The sequence below is a fragment of the Pseudomonas sp. TNT2022 ID1044 genome, assembly GCF_028656895.1.
Taxonomy (GTDB): domain Bacteria; phylum Pseudomonadota; class Gammaproteobacteria; order Pseudomonadales; family Pseudomonadaceae; genus Aquipseudomonas; species Aquipseudomonas reinekei.
On sequence record NZ_JAMDHB010000017.1, the window covers coordinates 1 to 13,699 of the forward strand.

Here is a 13,699-nt window from a genome sequence, read left to right on the forward strand (position 1 = left end):
CCTGAGCGCACCTCAACCCCCTGTGGGAGCTGGCTTGCCAGCGATGGCGGCCTTTCAGCTGACCCGTTTCCTGGCAGATGCCCCCAATCACTGCGGGCGAGCTTGCTCGCGAAAGCTGTCTGTCTGTTGTCGGGATATTGAAGGTGAAAACGCATCGCGAGCAGGCTCGTTCCTAGAGGAGAGCGTCAATTCGCCACCCGAACCCCACCCAGACTCCCGCTCAATTCATACGTCGCCAACTCCGCCTGATGCGCCGCCAACAACTCCGGCAGCGACCCGCGCAAATACTCCACCCAAGTCTTGATCTTCGCATCGAGATATTGCCGCGACGGGTAGATGGCGTACAGGTTCAGTTCCTGGGACCGGTAGGTGGGCATCACACGCACCAGCGTGCCGTCGCGCAAGCCGTCGATGGCGGCGTACAGTGGCAAAACGCCAACGCCCATGCCGCTGGTGATCGCGGTTTTCATGGCGTCGGCGGAGTTCACCAGGAACGGCGAGCTGTTGATGGTGACCATCTCCTGGCCATCCGGGCCGTCGAAGGCCCATTTCTCCAGGGGAATGACCGGGCTTACCAGGCGCAGGCAGGCGTGGTTGAGCAGGTCGCTGGGTTTCTGGGCGCAGCCGTTGGCTTTGACGTAGGCCGGCGAGGCGCAAACGATGCTGTAGGTGATGCCCAGGCGCTGGGAGACGAAGCCTGAGTCCGGCAGTTCGCTGGCGAGCACGATGGAGACGTCGTAGCCCTCGTCGAGCAGGTCCGGCACGCGGTTGGCCATGGTCAGGTCGAAGGTGACGTCCGGGTGAGTCTTGCGATAGCGGGCGATGGCGTCGATCACGAAGTGCTGGCCGATGCCGGTCATCGTGTGGACTTTCAACTGCCCGGCCGGGCGCGCGTGGGCGTCGCTGGCTTCGGCTTCCGCTTCTTCGACGTAGGCCAGGATCTGCTCGCAACGCAGCAAGTAACGCTTGCCGGCTTCAGTCAGGGCGATGCGGCGGGTCGTTCGGTTGAGCAGACGGGTTTGCAGGTGGGCTTCCAGGTTGGAGACCGCGCGCGAGACGTTGGCCGTGGTGGTGTCCAGTTGTACCGCAGCGGCGGTGAAGCTGCCGGCCTCGGCCACGCAACTGAAGGCGCGCATGTTTTGCAATGTGTCCATGGGGTGCACTCGGGTTCGATGGCAAATTGTGACACGAAGTTTCAGGGGCAGAGACCCCGACTTACGGATTATCTCGTTAACGGTAACAAAGATTCACAGGATTCCCAGCTTATCGCCATCAAAGCCCCCCCATAGAATTGCGCGGACTGTAGGAGCCGGCTTGCTGGCGATAGCGTCGCTGCGGTCACCCAGAGTTACCGAGATGCCTGCATCGCCAGCAAGCCGGCTCCTACGAGATCTCGTTTTTCCCCTCTTTTCAGGAAATCGCAGCAGTGCCGCGTCGCATCAGCAGAGCGCTTCAGCCGCTCAGTGTTTTGGCTTTAACCCTGGCAATCAGCGGCTGCATCGGAACCCGAGGTATTGCCCCGCAGGGCAAGGCGCTGGAGGCCAATTCACTGGTCACCGACGAAGCTATCCACAGCGCCGCTCAGGATGCGCATTGGCCCACCGCACAATGGTGGCAGGCTTATGGCGATCCGCAACTGAACCACTGGATCGACCTCGCCGTGCAAGGCAGCCCGACCCTGGCCATGGCCGCTGCGCGGGTGCGTCAGGCCAAATCGATGGCCGGCGTCGCCGAAGCAGCCGAGTCGCTGCAGATCAACGGCGAGTCGACCCTCAAACGCCACAACTGGCCCACCGATCCGTTCTACGGCCCCGGTGATCTGGCCAACAGCACCACGTGGGACAACAACGCGGCGCTGGGCCTGAGCTATGCCCTCGACCTCTGGGGGCGCGAAAGCAACGCCACCGAGCGCGCCGTGGACGTGGCCCACATGACGGTCGCCGAGGCGCGCCAGGCCCAGCTCGAATTGCAGAACAACATCGTGCGCGTCTACATCGAGCTGTCGTTGCACTACGCGAATCGGGACATCGTCGAAGCGACCTTGAAGCAGCAACAGCAAATTCTCGAGCTGGCGCAGAAACGTTTGAGCGGCGGCATCGGCACCCATTTCGAAGTCAGCCAGGCCGAAACCCCATTGCCGGAAACCCACCGGCAGATCGATGCGCTGGACGAAGAGATTGCCCTGAGTCGCAATCAACTGGCGGCGCTCGCCGGCAAAGGTCCGGGCGAGGGTACGTCGTTGCAGCGACCCACACTGTCATTGGGCGCGGCCCTGAAGCTGCCCTCGGCGTTGCCGGCGCAGTTGCTCGGTCAACGTCCGGATGTGGTCGCCAGTCGCTGGCAGGTAGCCGCGCAGGCGCGGGGCATCGATGTCGCTCACGCCGGTTTTTATCCCAATGTCGATCTGGTCGGCAGCCTCGGTTACATGGCCACCGGCGGTGGGGCTTTGGAGTTTTTGACCGGCAAGAAACTCAACTACAACGTCGGCCCGGCGATTTCCTTGCCGATCTTCGATGGCGGGCGTTTGCGCGCGCAGCTGGGTGAAGCTTCGGCGGGGTATGACATTGCGGTGGCGCACTACAACCAGACCCTGATCAATGCGCTGAAAAACATCTCTGATCAGTTGATCCGTCGCGAGTCGATGGACAAGCAGCAGGCTTTCGCCGCCGAGTCGGTCGCCACCGCGCAGAAGACCTACGACATCGCGATGATCGCCTATCAACGCGGGCTCACCGATTACCTCAACGTGCTCAACGCGCAGACCTTGCTGTTCAAACAGCAGCACGTGCAGCAGCAGGTGCAGGCCGCGCGTTTGAGTGCCCATGCCGGGCTGGTGACGGCGTTGGGCGGTGGGCTTGGGGCGGGTAGCGATGTGCCGAAAGACAGCCAGACCGCCGCGCCTGAAACTCCGGCCCTGCTTAAAAATTTCTCGAATTGAACACACAACCTGTAGGAGCGAGCCTGCTCGCGAAAGCGCTGTGTCAGGCGTCATCAACATTGACTGACAGCCCCTCCTCGCGAGCAGGCTCGCTCCCACAGGTTCCCCGCCCGATTGAATTGAGCAGGATTAAATGACTCCCTTGCCCGCACCTTTGCGCTGGCTGTATTCCCTGGAATGGCGTCGGGGTTTCTTTGATTGGGCACGCAGCGATGGCGTGACCTGGGTGTACATCTTCAAGGTGTTGATCGCGGCGTTCCTCACGCTTTGGCTGGCCATGCGCCTGGAATTGCCACAACCGCGTACGGCGATGATCACCGTGTTCATCGTCATGCAGCCGCAAAGCGGCCAGGTGTTCGCCAAGAGTTTTTATCGTTTTCTCGGCACCCTGGCGGGGTCGGCGGTGATGGTGGCGCTGATTGCCTTGTTTGCGCAGAACACCGAACTGTTTCTCGGCTCGCTGGCGATCTGGGTCGGCATTTGCACCGCCGGTGCGGCCCGCTGCCGCAACTTTCGCGCTTATGGTTTTGTGCTGGCCGGGTACACCGCGGCGATGGTCGGATTGCCCGCATTGGCGCACCCGGAGGGGGCATTCATGGCGGCGGTCTGGCGGGTGCTGGAAATTTCCCTGGGGATTGTCTGCTCGACCCTGATCAGTGCGGCGATCCTGCCGCAAACCGCCAGCGCCGCCATGCGCAATGCCTTGTATCAGCGCTTCGGTGTGTTCGCCCTGTTCGTCACCGATGGCTTGCGTGGCCGCAGTCAACGCGAGGCGTTCGAGGCCGGCAACGTGCGATTCATCGCCGAGGCTGTCGGCCTGGAAGGACTGCGCAGCGTCACTGTGTTCGAAGACCCGCACATGCGTCGACGCAATGGCCGACTCAGCCGCCTGAACAGTGAATTCATGGGCATCACCACGCGTTTCAATGCCCTGCATCAGTTGCTCGAGCGCTTGCGCAGCCACGATACGGATCACGCCGTCGCGGCAATCAAACCAGGCTTGCAAGACCTCGCCGAATTACTCGACGGCTTCAGTGGCCGCGCGCTGACCAGCGCCGACGCGGCACGCCTGGTCACGGCGCTGAATACTTACAAGGCGGGATTACCGGCGCGGGTGCGCAGCCTGCGGGCGACTTTTCAGGAGAGCGAACCGAGCGACGACGAACTGCTGGACTTCCATACCGCCTACGAACTGCTCTATCGCTTCGTCGATGACTTGCACAGTTATGCACAGACCCACGCGTCCCTGGCCGATCACAGTCATGAACGCGAGCGCTGGGACGAGCCGTTTACGCCGCAGACCAACTGGCTGGTGTCGGCGGCATCGGGCATTCGCGCGGCGTTTATCCTGGTGGTGTTGGGCAGTTACTGGGTGGCCACGGCGTGGCCGAGCGGGGCGACCATGACCCTGATCGCCGCCGCCACCGTGGGCTTGTCCGCTGCCACGCCGAACCCCAAGCGCATGGCCTTTCAGATGGCCTGCGGCACGCTGTTGGGGGCGCTGATCGGCTTCGTCGAGATGTTCTTCATCTTCCCCTGGATCGACGGCTTTCCATTGTTGTGCGTGATGCTCGCGCCGGTCATCGTGCTCGGTTCGTTCCTTGCATCGCGACCGCAATATGCCGGGGTCGGTCTGGGCTTGCTGATTTTTTTCAGCACCGGCTCGGTGCCGGACAACCTCACCGTCTACAACCCCTACACCTTCATCAACGACTACATCGCCATGGTGCTCGGCATGCTGGTGTGTGCGGCGGCGGGGGCGATCATTCTGCCGCCCAACAGTCGCTGGCTGTGGCGCCGGCTGGAGCAGGATCTGCGTGGCCAGGTGGTGTACGCCATCAGCGGCAGACTCAAAGGGCTGGCGTCGAGTTTCGAAAGCCGCACCCGCGACCTCGTGCACCAGGCCTACGGTTTCGCGGCGGGGCAGCCGCAGGTGCAGCGCAGTCTGCTGCGCTGGATGTTCGTGGTGCTGGAAGTCGGTCACGCGATCATCGAGTTGCGCAAGGAACAGGCGATCCTGCCGGTGCATCCGGCCTACGCCGAATCCCAACCGTGGCGGCAGGCGATCCGCGTGATGGGGCGCGCGCTGGTGCGGCTGTTCCTGCAACCGAACGCGAGCAACCTCGAACGCGCACTGATCGCCGTCGACCACGCGATCAGCCGTGTGCAGTCCACCGACGAACCGTTTGCCCCGCACTTCGACACCTCGGCGTTGCGCCGGGTGAAGAGCTACCTGCACTTCATCCGCACGTCACTGCTCGACCCGCAATCGCCACTGGCTGTCCACTCGATTGCCAAGCCTCAAGGACTTGAACATGCCTCGTGAAATCGCCTTCCACGGCGTGTACATGCCGACCATGACCCTGATGTTTTTGATTGCAGCGGTGGTGGCCTGGGCGCTGGACCGCTTTCTCTCCGGGTTCGACCTGTACCGCTTCTTCTGGCATCCGGCGTTGCTGCGCCTGAGTTTGTTTACCTGTCTGTTCGGCGCCCTGGCGCTGACTGTCTACCTCTGAGATTGCCCTGATGAAAAAGTTTTTCAGCCTGCTCGCGACCTTGCTGGTACTGGCCCTTGCGATATGGATCGGCCGGACCTTGTGGGTGCATTACATGGAAACCCCATGGACCCGCGACGGCCGGGTGCGCGCCGATATCATTAACGTCGCCGCCGACGTCACCGGCGAAGTGGTGAACGTGCCGGTGCGCGACAACCAGTTGGTGAAGAAGGGCGACCTGCTGATGCAAATCGACCCGGAACACTATCGGCTGGCGGTCAAACAGGCGCAGTCCCTGGTGGCGTCCCGCAAAGCCACCTGGGAGATGCGCAAGGTCAACGCCCATCGTCGCGCCGACATGGACAACCTGGTGATCTCCCGTGAGAACCGCGACGATGCCAGCAACCTCGCCGACTCGGCCCTCGCCGATTACCAACAGGCCCAAGCGCAACTGGAGGCCGCCGAACTCAACCTCAAACGCACCGAGGTCCGGGCAGCGGTGGACGGTTACGTGACCAACCTCAACGTTCATCGCGGTGACTACGCACGCATCGGCGAAGCGAAGATGGCCGTGATCGACATGCATTCGTTCTGGGTCTACGGCTTCTTCGAAGAAACCAAACTGCCCCACGTGCGTGTGGGCGATCAGGCCGACATGCAATTGATGAGCGGCGAAGTACTCAAGGGCCACGTGGAAAGTATTTCGCGGGGCATCTACGACCGCGATAACCCGCAAAGCCGTGAACTGATCGCCGATGTAAATCCGACCTTCAACTGGGTGCGCCTGGCGCAGCGGGTGCCGGTGCGGATTCACATCGATGAAGTGCCGGAGGGGGTACTGTTGGCGGCGGGGATTACGTGTACGGTGGTGGTGAGTCCTGCGGCAGGCGAATAACGCCGAGACAGGAACGATCTTGTGGCGAGGGCGCTTGCTCCCTCACCACAAAAAAAGCGATTGCGTCAGCCTTGGCAAAACGTCTCCTGCAAATGCCGCCACAGCACCTTGCCATCCGCCTGTTTTTCGAACACCACGGTCGAGCGGCGATCGGAGTGCAGGCCGGTGGCATCGGTTTGCTGCTCGCGATAACTGACGGTTGCCCCGTCTTCGTGCAAGGCAATGCCTTGCAACTCACTGAGTTCGATGCGGAAGCCGAGTTTCTTGCCGCCCGCCAGTGTGAACAATTCGTTCAGCGCAGCAAAATCCAGCACCCGCCCCAGCGGCGAGACCATGGAAAAGTGCGGGGAGAAACGCGTCAGTAGTAGCTCGAGCTCGGCGGCGTCGCGCGCTTCGGCCAGCCATTGTTCGATGGCGACGTGGGCCTGGATCACTTCGTCGAAGTATTCGGTGTAGTCGGTCATGTCAGTAATTCACCTAAAGAGTTGCAATGTCTGTTCTGACGCCATCGCGGGCAAGCCCGCTCCCACAAGGTCGTGCGCAAACTCTGAAATAGCGCTCATCCTGTGGGAGCTGGCTTGCCAGCGATGCGGGCGACTCGGTCTCAGAGTTGCCCTCGCAACCCGAACCGCTTCATCAGTCCTGATTCGAGCAAGCCCTTGGGCAACAACCCCGCCAGCAATGGCAACGCCCGGCTGCCATTGCCCAGGCGAATCAGGCGCGGCGGCTTGCTTTGCTGCACAGCCTTGAGCAATCCGGCGGAAAACTCGCTGGCCGGGGTCGGGTTGTCCTGAGAGGCTTTGGCCCTGGCGCGAATGCCTTCGCGCAACGGGAACCACGGCGATTGTTCGCTGATCAGTTGCTCGGCTTCGTGGCCGGCATTCTTGGCGAAACTGGAGGCGATGGCCCCCGGCTGGACTTCCATCACCCGCACACCGAACGGCGCCAGCTCCATGCGCAGGGCATCGCTCAAGGCATGCACGGCGGCCTTGGACGCGCAGTAGGCACCGGCGAACGGCGTGACCAGAACACCGGACACACTGCCGATGTTCACCACCAGCCCTTTGGTCCGGCGTAGCACGGGAAACATTGCGCGCGTGACACCAACGATGGCGAACACATTGGTTTCGAACTGGCGCTGCATGGCCGGTACGCCACCATCGAGCAGGGGGCCCATGGCACCATAACCCGCGTTGTTGATCAGCACGTCGAGGCCGCCGCGTTCCTGGTTGATCCGCGCGCTCAACTGCTCAAGCGCAACGCCGTCGTTGACGTCCAGTTGCACGGCGACAAAACCCGCAGCGCTGAGCTGGGCGACATCTTCGGCCTTGCGCGCACTGGCCCAGACCTCATAGCCGGCCGCCTTGAACGCATCGGCGAGGGCGCGGCCGATGCCGCTGGAACAACCGGTAATCAACGCAACGGGCATGGCGCGGTCCTTGTGCAAAAAAGGGGGGAGATCAGTCGGAGAAACTACCCTGCAACCGCTCGGCGCGAAACTCCAGGGTTTCCGGGCGGTAGCCGGGGCGAAGGGGGGGCAGCGGCAAACAGTCTTCCCAGTTGCCGCCGGCCTGCAATTCGCCGGGGCCGCGATAACGCGGGGCGGTGTATTGATTGTCGGCCAGGTTGACCGTGTCGCCCGGTGCATAAGCGGCGACCCGCCAGCGCAGTTCGATCAAGGGGACGTCGTTGCCGTTGTTCATGGTCAGTTGCAGCGGCCGATCGGCAGGGCAATGCTGCGGCGCATAGCTGATGCGCAGCTCCAGACGTTGCAGCTGCTTGAGTTCGCGGTGGTCCATCCAGATGACCCAGGTGGCAACGATGCCCAGCCCCACGGCGGCGGCCATGGACACGGGCAAGGCTTTGGCTGGATAGCGCAGGAGCAGGATCAGCCAGGTAATGACCAGCAGGATGCCGATGAACATGACGTGAAAACCTCGGAAGCTGAGAAGAGCATCCTACCTAAGCGTAGGGGAGGTTGCGATGGGCGAGATTTGGCGGTGACTGTACTGACCTCATCGCGGGCAAGCCCGCTCCCACAGTGATTGGCGTCGAATACGTAACCTGTGAACAACCGATAACCTTGTGCGAGCGGGCTTGCCCGCGATGAGGCCGGCCGAGGCAACACAAAAACCGGACAAAAAAAGCCCCCGGTCAACCCGCTGCGGATAGGGAACGCAGCGGGCTGATCGGGGGCTTAAGGTAACGGATGCTTATTGCGCGATGGTTTTCACCGACACGCCGCGCTCAACCGGGGTCGAACGACCGTAGATATCTTCAAAACGCTCGATGTCGTCTTCACCCAGATAGCTGCCCGATTGCACTTCGATGATCTCCAGTGGAATCTTGCCCGGGTTGCGCAGGCGGTGGACCGAGGCAATCGGAATGTAGGTCGACTGGTTTTCGGTCAGCAGGAACACGTTTTCATCGCAAGTCACTTCGGCGGTGCCGCTGACCACGATCCAGTGCTCGGCACGGTGGTGGTGCATCTGCAGCGACAGGCAGGCGCCCGGTTTGACCGAGATGTGCTTAACCTGGAAACGGCCGCCCATGTCCACCGAATCGTAGGAGCCCCACGGACGATAGACTTCGCAATGGTTCTGGGTTTCCGTGCGGCCCAGTTCGTTGAGGGTGTTGACCATCTGCTTCACGCCTTGGACCTTGTCCTTGTGGGCGATCATCATGGCGTCCTTGGTCTCGACGACGACGATGTTTTCCAGGCCGATCACCGACACCAGTTTGCCGTTGCCGTGGATCATGCAGTTCTTGCTGTCCTGAATGACCACATCGCCTTTAGTGACGTTGCCGTTGGCGTCTTTTTCATTCACTTCCCACAGCGACGACCAGCAACCGACATCGCTCCAGCCAGCGGTCAGCGGAACGACGCAGGCGCGCTGGGTTTTTTCCATCACCGAGTAGTCGATGGAATTGTCCGGGCAGCAGGCGAAGGTCGCTTCGTCGAAGGTCACGCTGTCGGCGTCCTGGGCACTGCGCTCGAGGGTCAGCAGGCAGGTGTCGTAGATGTCCGGATCGTGCTTTTTCAGCTCTTCGAGGAAGCGGCTGGCGCGGAACAGGAACATGCCGCTGTTCCAGAAATAACCGCCGGACTGGACGAACTCGGTGGCGCGTTTCACGTCGGGTTTTTCGACGAAGTGCGAAACACGGCTGACGCCTTCAGGCAGCAGCGAGTCGTTGGTCGACTTGATGTAGCCGTAGCCGGTTTCCGGTTTGGTGGCCGGTACGCCGAACAGCACCATTTCGCCGTTTTCCGCTGCCACGGTGGCCAGGGCCAGGGCGCGTTGCAGGGCTTTCTGGTCGTCCAGTACGTGGTCGGCCGGCAGCACCAGCATCAGTTCGTCACGACCTTCATTGACCAGCATCATCGCGGTCAGGGCCACGGCCGGCGCGGTGTTGCGGCCGAAGGGTTCCATCAGGATGCGCTGGGTCTCCAGATTGCGGACGGTCAGTTGCTCGTTGACGATGAAACGGTGGTCTTTGTTGCAGACCACGATCGGCGCGTCCATGCCTTCGAACACCAGGCGCTCCAGGGTTTGCTGGAACAGCGTGTGTTCGCCGGTCAGGGCCAGGAATTGTTTAGGGAACTGCTTACGCGAAAGCGGCCAAAGACGTGAGCCACTACCACCTGACAAGATCACCGGAATCATATTGTTACTCCTTGCAAATCGTTTGGTTAGGCCTTTGTGGGAGCTAGCCTGCTAGCGATGGCATCACCTCGGTACAGCGTAAAACCGAGTGGCCTGCATCGCCGGCAGGCCGGCTCCCACAGAGAGCCGGGGCAGTTCGGGAAATTAATTAGCGCGTCGATACCGGGCGTTTTACCCAGACTGGCGACAGGTTGCTGCCGTTGCCGGTGACGTACAGCACCGCGGCTTCACCGCGTTCCAGGGCGACCGGTTTCACGTCGCCGACTTTCGTTGTGCCATCGTATAGCGCCAGGCTGACTTTGACCGGGTTGATTTCACGTTCGCCACGACCTTTGGGCGCAACGTTCGGCACGACGTCGGTCTTGCCATCGGCGGTTTTCAGGGTCAGCGGCTTGTCGCTGAGGTTCTGCACGCGCACCAGGGATTTCTGCTTGTTCTTGAACGGTGGCTCTTCGATCAGTTGCGGCGCGCCGCTGGCGTTGTTGACCAGGGTGTAATAGTGGTCGCCGGCCAGTTTCACCGGCAGGGTCTGGCTGCCGACCTTGGCGCTGTAGTCGCCGCCCGGCATGAAGCTGAAGTCACTGCTGGACAGTGGCGCGACGTCGCTCAGGCTGGTGCTGCCGACGGTGGCGCTGACTTCGGCGTTGCTGGCGTTGTAGATGCGCACGAAGGACGAGCCTTTCGGTGCGGTCGGGCCGTACAGCGCGGCGTCGCTCCCGGCGAAGGCCTGCATGGAAAGCGCGGTCATGCCGGCAACCAGAGCAAAAGTCTTGGCGAGACGACGAGGAGTTGTCTTGAAAGTCATGGTAGTACCTCTCTCTTTCAGTTTTGCGCCCGGTCGGGCGTCTCGGATTTAGTGTTTACGGCTACGTTTTGTTGGCGGGCGCCGGCTTGTTTAAGCTCTGCGACCCACTGCGGGTCGGCGTCACCGATTTCGTTATTCACAGGCAGATATCGTTCAGGAAACTCCCAGATCAGCACTTGTGGCGGGCTGTTCTTGAAAGCGTCGCTCTTGAGGTAGCTGAGCATCGGCAGAATCGGGCCGTGGCCGTCTTCGGCGTAATTGACCACGTCGCTGTTCAGCGCTTGCTTGAGTGCACCGACGAAGTTCCAGTTGGGGTTGGCGCTGTAGCTGGTGCCGATCAGGGCCACCGGCACTTCGGTGTTGGCGAACAGGGCGTCGTCATCGGCCGGCTGATCTTCAGCCGCGACCGTGTTGCGCTTCTGCAAAGGTTCTTGCTTGGGCATCAGGTTTTCGAACAGCGGGTCCAGTGGCAGGAACAGTCGCAGGTCGCCCTTATGCGTAACCGTTTGCCCAGGCTCGGTGACGAAGCGCTGGGGTTCGCCGCTCAGCGGGTACTTGTCGGCAATGGTCTTGGCCAGACGGCTGGCTGCGATCTCGGCACCTTGCGGCGTCCAGTGGGTGTCGGTACGCAGGAACACCTGCTGACCGTTCTGCTTGGCCTGTTCCAACGGGCCGAGCAGGTCAGGGGCGAGGATGCGATCGGCAGCCAGACGCTTGTGGAAATCCTGGTAGAGATTGGCGTGGATGCTGGCCGGTTTGACTTCTCCCAGATGCTCCGGATACAGACGCACCTTGGCGGGTACCACGGCCATGACCAGTTTCACGCCTTTCTCTTTGAGGGTCTGGCGCACGCCTTCGACCAGCGCGTAGTTGCCTTGCAGGTTCAGCTCTGCGTTGACGGTCGGGTGGAATTCTTCATCGCTGTACAACCACTGGTCGCGGCCGAGCACAACGCCCGGACGACCTTCGTTGAACAGTTTGAAATCCAGCGCCGCCCAGAGGTTGGTACCCAGGCGCTTGATCGGAAACTCTTCGTCGTAGTGAGTTTCCACAGCCTTGGTCCAGCGGCCGTTGAGCACCGTCGCATCGGCGTTGGTGCTGAAGCCCATGAAGCTGCGAACCGACCACAGGCCGAGGCCGAGCAGCGTCACCAGGAACAGTGCGATGTAGAAAATGCGTAATGAGCGGGTCATGGTCAGATCCCTCAGAACTGGAAGTAAAGGAACGGCGAGAAGCTTTGCGCCGAGAGTTTGAGAATCGAGGCGATGAACAGCAGCAGCACCAGCGCACGCATGGCGTAACGGGACCAGTCAGCGGTCCAGTAGGCCGGTTGCACCTGGGCGTCGACGCCGACGGTGTAGCCAGGCTGATGGATGCTCGTCGGGTTATCCCCAGGCGCGGCTTTGATCAGGCCCGGTTCACTGGCAGCAGGGCCATCGCTGTCGACGTTCACCGCAGGTTGGGTCTTGGCTGGCGGCTGGTTGCTGTAGAAGTCGCGCAGACCGAAGAACGCCAGGGTCACGTAGGCCACCACCAACGTTGCGATCTGCAGGCCGGTGAGGCTGGCCTGGTTGAGTTCCGACAGCGACCATTCGCCGAAGCTGAACATCGCGCCATACATGCGTCCGGCGACGTGCAGGTTTTCTGCGCGGAAGATCACCCAGCCCATCACCACCAGCAGGAAGGTGAAGGCCCAACGCAGCACGTTGAAACTGCGTGGCGCGGTATTCAGGCCGATGGCTTTTTCAATCGCCAGCCACATGCCGTGCCAGGCGCCCCAGACGATGTAGGTGATGTTCGCACCGTGCCACAGCCCCCCGAGCAGCATGGTCAGGAACAGGTTGCGATAGGTGGTCAGCGTGCCTTTACGGTTACCGCCGAGGGTGATGTACAGATAGTCACGCAACCAGGTCGACAGGCTGATGTGCCAGCGGCGCCAGAACTCGGTGATCGACTGGCTGATGTACGGCTGCTTGAAGTTTTCCATGAAGCGGAAACCCATCATCAAGCCCAGGCCGATGGCCATGTCGCTGTAACCGGAGAAGTCGAAGTACAACTGCGCGGTGTAGGCCAGCGCACCCAGCCAGGCATCGCCCGTGGTCGGGTTTTGCAGGGCGAAGCAATGGTCGGCAACCACCGCGAGAGTGTCAGCGATGAAAACTTTCTTGATGAAACCCTGCATGAACCGCGTGCAGCCCTCGGAGAATTTGTCGAGGGTGTGGGTGCGGTTGTTGAACTGGTCGGCCAGGTCGCGGAAACGCAATACGGGACCGGCAATCAGGTGTGGGAAGATCGCCACGAACGCCGCGAAGTCGATCAGGTTGCGGGTCGCCGGGGTATCGCCACGGTAGACGTCGATGATGTAGCTGATGGACTCGAAAATGTAGAACGAGATACCGATCGGCAACAGCACGTGGGTCAGGATGAAGGGCTCCAGGCCCACCGACGTCATCATCGCGTTGATGCTGTCGACGCCGAAATTGGCGTACTTGAAGTAGCCGAGGATGCACAGGTCCACCGCCACGCCGAGCAGCAGCCAGCGCTGCGCCGGTTTGGTCCGGACACCGGCGGCACCGACTTTCAGGCCGATCCAGTAGTTCCACAGGGTGACCGCTGCGAACAGCGCCAAAAAGTCCACACGCCACCAGGCGTAGAACACGTAGCTGGCAATCAGCAGCAGTAAATTGCGATAGCGTTGCCCGCTCAGGTAGTACAAGCCGAGAAAGATCGGCAAGAACAAAAACAGGAACACGTTGGACGAAAATACCATCCCGATCTCTCCTTGTTTGAACCAACAGTCAAGGGCCAACGGCCCCCCCAAACCCCCCACGAAAATCGGGGGGCTAACTCACAAATCTCACCTTCGACACCGACCCTGTAGGAGCTGGCTTGCCAGCTCCT

General features: G+C 61.4%; 12 protein-coding genes. 4 read left to right on the top strand and 8 right to left on the bottom strand.

The window, feature by feature from the left end:
- Positions 1 to 185 precede the first annotated feature (185 nt).
- Positions 186 to 1,154, bottom strand: coding sequence for a LysR family transcriptional regulator (locus M5G20_RS19395; RefSeq protein WP_273920370.1), 969 nt, complete (start codon positions 1,152 to 1,154; stop codon positions 186 to 188).
- Between the two features lie 272 nt (positions 1,155 to 1,426).
- Here M5G20_RS19395 and M5G20_RS19400 point away from each other — a divergent pair, with 272 nt between their 5' ends.
- From M5G20_RS19400 to M5G20_RS19415, 4 genes are all read left to right on the top strand, one after another.
- On the top strand, positions 1,427 to 2,938 hold the full coding sequence (locus M5G20_RS19400; protein ID WP_273920371.1) for an efflux transporter outer membrane subunit: 1,512 nt from the start codon (positions 1,427 to 1,429) through the stop codon (positions 2,936 to 2,938).
- A 133-nt stretch (positions 2,939 to 3,071) separates the two neighbouring features.
- Positions 3,072 to 5,264, top strand: coding sequence for an FUSC family protein (locus tag M5G20_RS19405; protein WP_273920372.1), 2,193 nt, complete (start codon positions 3,072 to 3,074; stop codon positions 5,262 to 5,264).
- Positions 5,254 to 5,454, top strand: a complete 201-nt coding sequence (locus M5G20_RS19410) for a DUF1656 domain-containing protein (RefSeq protein WP_075945603.1) — start codon at positions 5,254 to 5,256, stop codon at positions 5,452 to 5,454. Before M5G20_RS19405 ends, M5G20_RS19410 begins: the two co-directional genes overlap by 11 nt.
- 10 nt (positions 5,455 to 5,464) lie before the next feature.
- Positions 5,465 to 6,328, top strand: coding sequence for an efflux RND transporter periplasmic adaptor subunit (locus M5G20_RS19415; protein WP_273920373.1), 864 nt, complete (start codon positions 5,465 to 5,467; stop codon positions 6,326 to 6,328).
- 65 nt (positions 6,329 to 6,393) lie between these two features.
- Here the strand turns inward: M5G20_RS19415 and M5G20_RS19420 are convergent, their stop codons facing one another.
- The 7 genes from M5G20_RS19420 to M5G20_RS19450 form a co-directional block, all read right to left on the bottom strand.
- Entirely contained in the window at positions 6,394 to 6,792 is a 399-nt protein-coding gene (locus M5G20_RS19420) for a DUF4440 domain-containing protein (RefSeq protein WP_273920374.1), read from the bottom strand.
- Between the two features lie 140 nt (positions 6,793 to 6,932).
- Entirely contained in the window at positions 6,933 to 7,757 is an 825-nt protein-coding gene (locus M5G20_RS19425; RefSeq protein ID WP_273920376.1) for an SDR family oxidoreductase, read from the bottom strand.
- A gap of 31 nt (positions 7,758 to 7,788) precedes the next feature.
- Complete coding sequence (locus M5G20_RS19430; RefSeq protein ID WP_273920377.1) at positions 7,789 to 8,253, bottom strand: multidrug transporter; 465 nt, start codon at positions 8,251 to 8,253, stop codon at positions 7,789 to 7,791.
- A gap of 288 nt (positions 8,254 to 8,541) precedes the next feature.
- The gene (locus M5G20_RS19435; RefSeq protein ID WP_273920378.1) at positions 8,542 to 9,993 is read right to left on the bottom strand and encodes a mannose-1-phosphate guanylyltransferase/mannose-6-phosphate isomerase; all 1,452 of its coding nucleotides are present in this window, start codon (positions 9,991 to 9,993) and stop codon (positions 8,542 to 8,544) included.
- A gap of 148 nt (positions 9,994 to 10,141) precedes the next feature.
- Positions 10,142 to 10,798, bottom strand: a complete 657-nt coding sequence (locus M5G20_RS19440) for an alginate O-acetyltransferase AlgF (protein WP_273920379.1) — start codon at positions 10,796 to 10,798, stop codon at positions 10,142 to 10,144.
- 17 nt (positions 10,799 to 10,815) lie between these two features.
- Positions 10,816 to 11,991 (bottom strand): alginate O-acetyltransferase, encoded by a 1,176-nt coding sequence (locus tag M5G20_RS19445; protein ID WP_273920380.1) that lies wholly within the window; start codon positions 11,989 to 11,991, stop codon positions 10,816 to 10,818.
- Between the two features lie 11 nt (positions 11,992 to 12,002).
- Entirely contained in the window at positions 12,003 to 13,568 is a 1,566-nt protein-coding gene (locus M5G20_RS19450) for an MBOAT family O-acyltransferase (protein ID WP_273920382.1), read from the bottom strand.
- Positions 13,569 to 13,699: the final 131 nt, after the last annotated feature.

Excerpts from the sequence above, each read along its gene's own strand:
- M5G20_RS19395 (WP_273920370.1), bottom strand. The coding sequence starts at position 1,154 with ATGGACACATTGCAAAACATGCGCGCCTTCAGTTGCGTGGCCGAGGCC.
- M5G20_RS19415 (WP_273920373.1), top strand. The coding sequence starts at position 5,465 with ATGAAAAAGTTTTTCAGCCTGCTCGCGACCTTGCTGGTACTGGCCCTT.
- M5G20_RS19425 (WP_273920376.1), bottom strand. The coding sequence starts at position 7,757 with ATGCCCGTTGCGTTGATTACCGGTTGTTCCAGCGGCATCGGCCGCGCC.
- M5G20_RS19450 (WP_273920382.1), bottom strand. The coding sequence starts at position 13,568 with ATGGTATTTTCGTCCAACGTGTTCCTGTTTTTGTTCTTGCCGATCTTT.
- M5G20_RS19445 (WP_273920380.1), bottom strand. The coding sequence starts at position 11,991 with ATGACCCGCTCATTACGCATTTTCTACATCGCACTGTTCCTGGTGACG.
- M5G20_RS19410 (WP_075945603.1), top strand. The coding sequence starts at position 5,254 with ATGCCTCGTGAAATCGCCTTCCACGGCGTGTACATGCCGACCATGACC.
- M5G20_RS19430 (WP_273920377.1), bottom strand. The coding sequence starts at position 8,253 with ATGTTCATCGGCATCCTGCTGGTCATTACCTGGCTGATCCTGCTCCTG.
- M5G20_RS19420 (WP_273920374.1), bottom strand. The coding sequence starts at position 6,792 with ATGACCGACTACACCGAATACTTCGACGAAGTGATCCAGGCCCACGTC.
- M5G20_RS19405 (WP_273920372.1), top strand. The coding sequence starts at position 3,072 with ATGACTCCCTTGCCCGCACCTTTGCGCTGGCTGTATTCCCTGGAATGG.
- M5G20_RS19440 (WP_273920379.1), bottom strand. The coding sequence starts at position 10,798 with ATGACTTTCAAGACAACTCCTCGTCGTCTCGCCAAGACTTTTGCTCTG.
- M5G20_RS19435 (WP_273920378.1), bottom strand. The coding sequence starts at position 9,993 with ATGATTCCGGTGATCTTGTCAGGTGGTAGTGGCTCACGTCTTTGGCCG.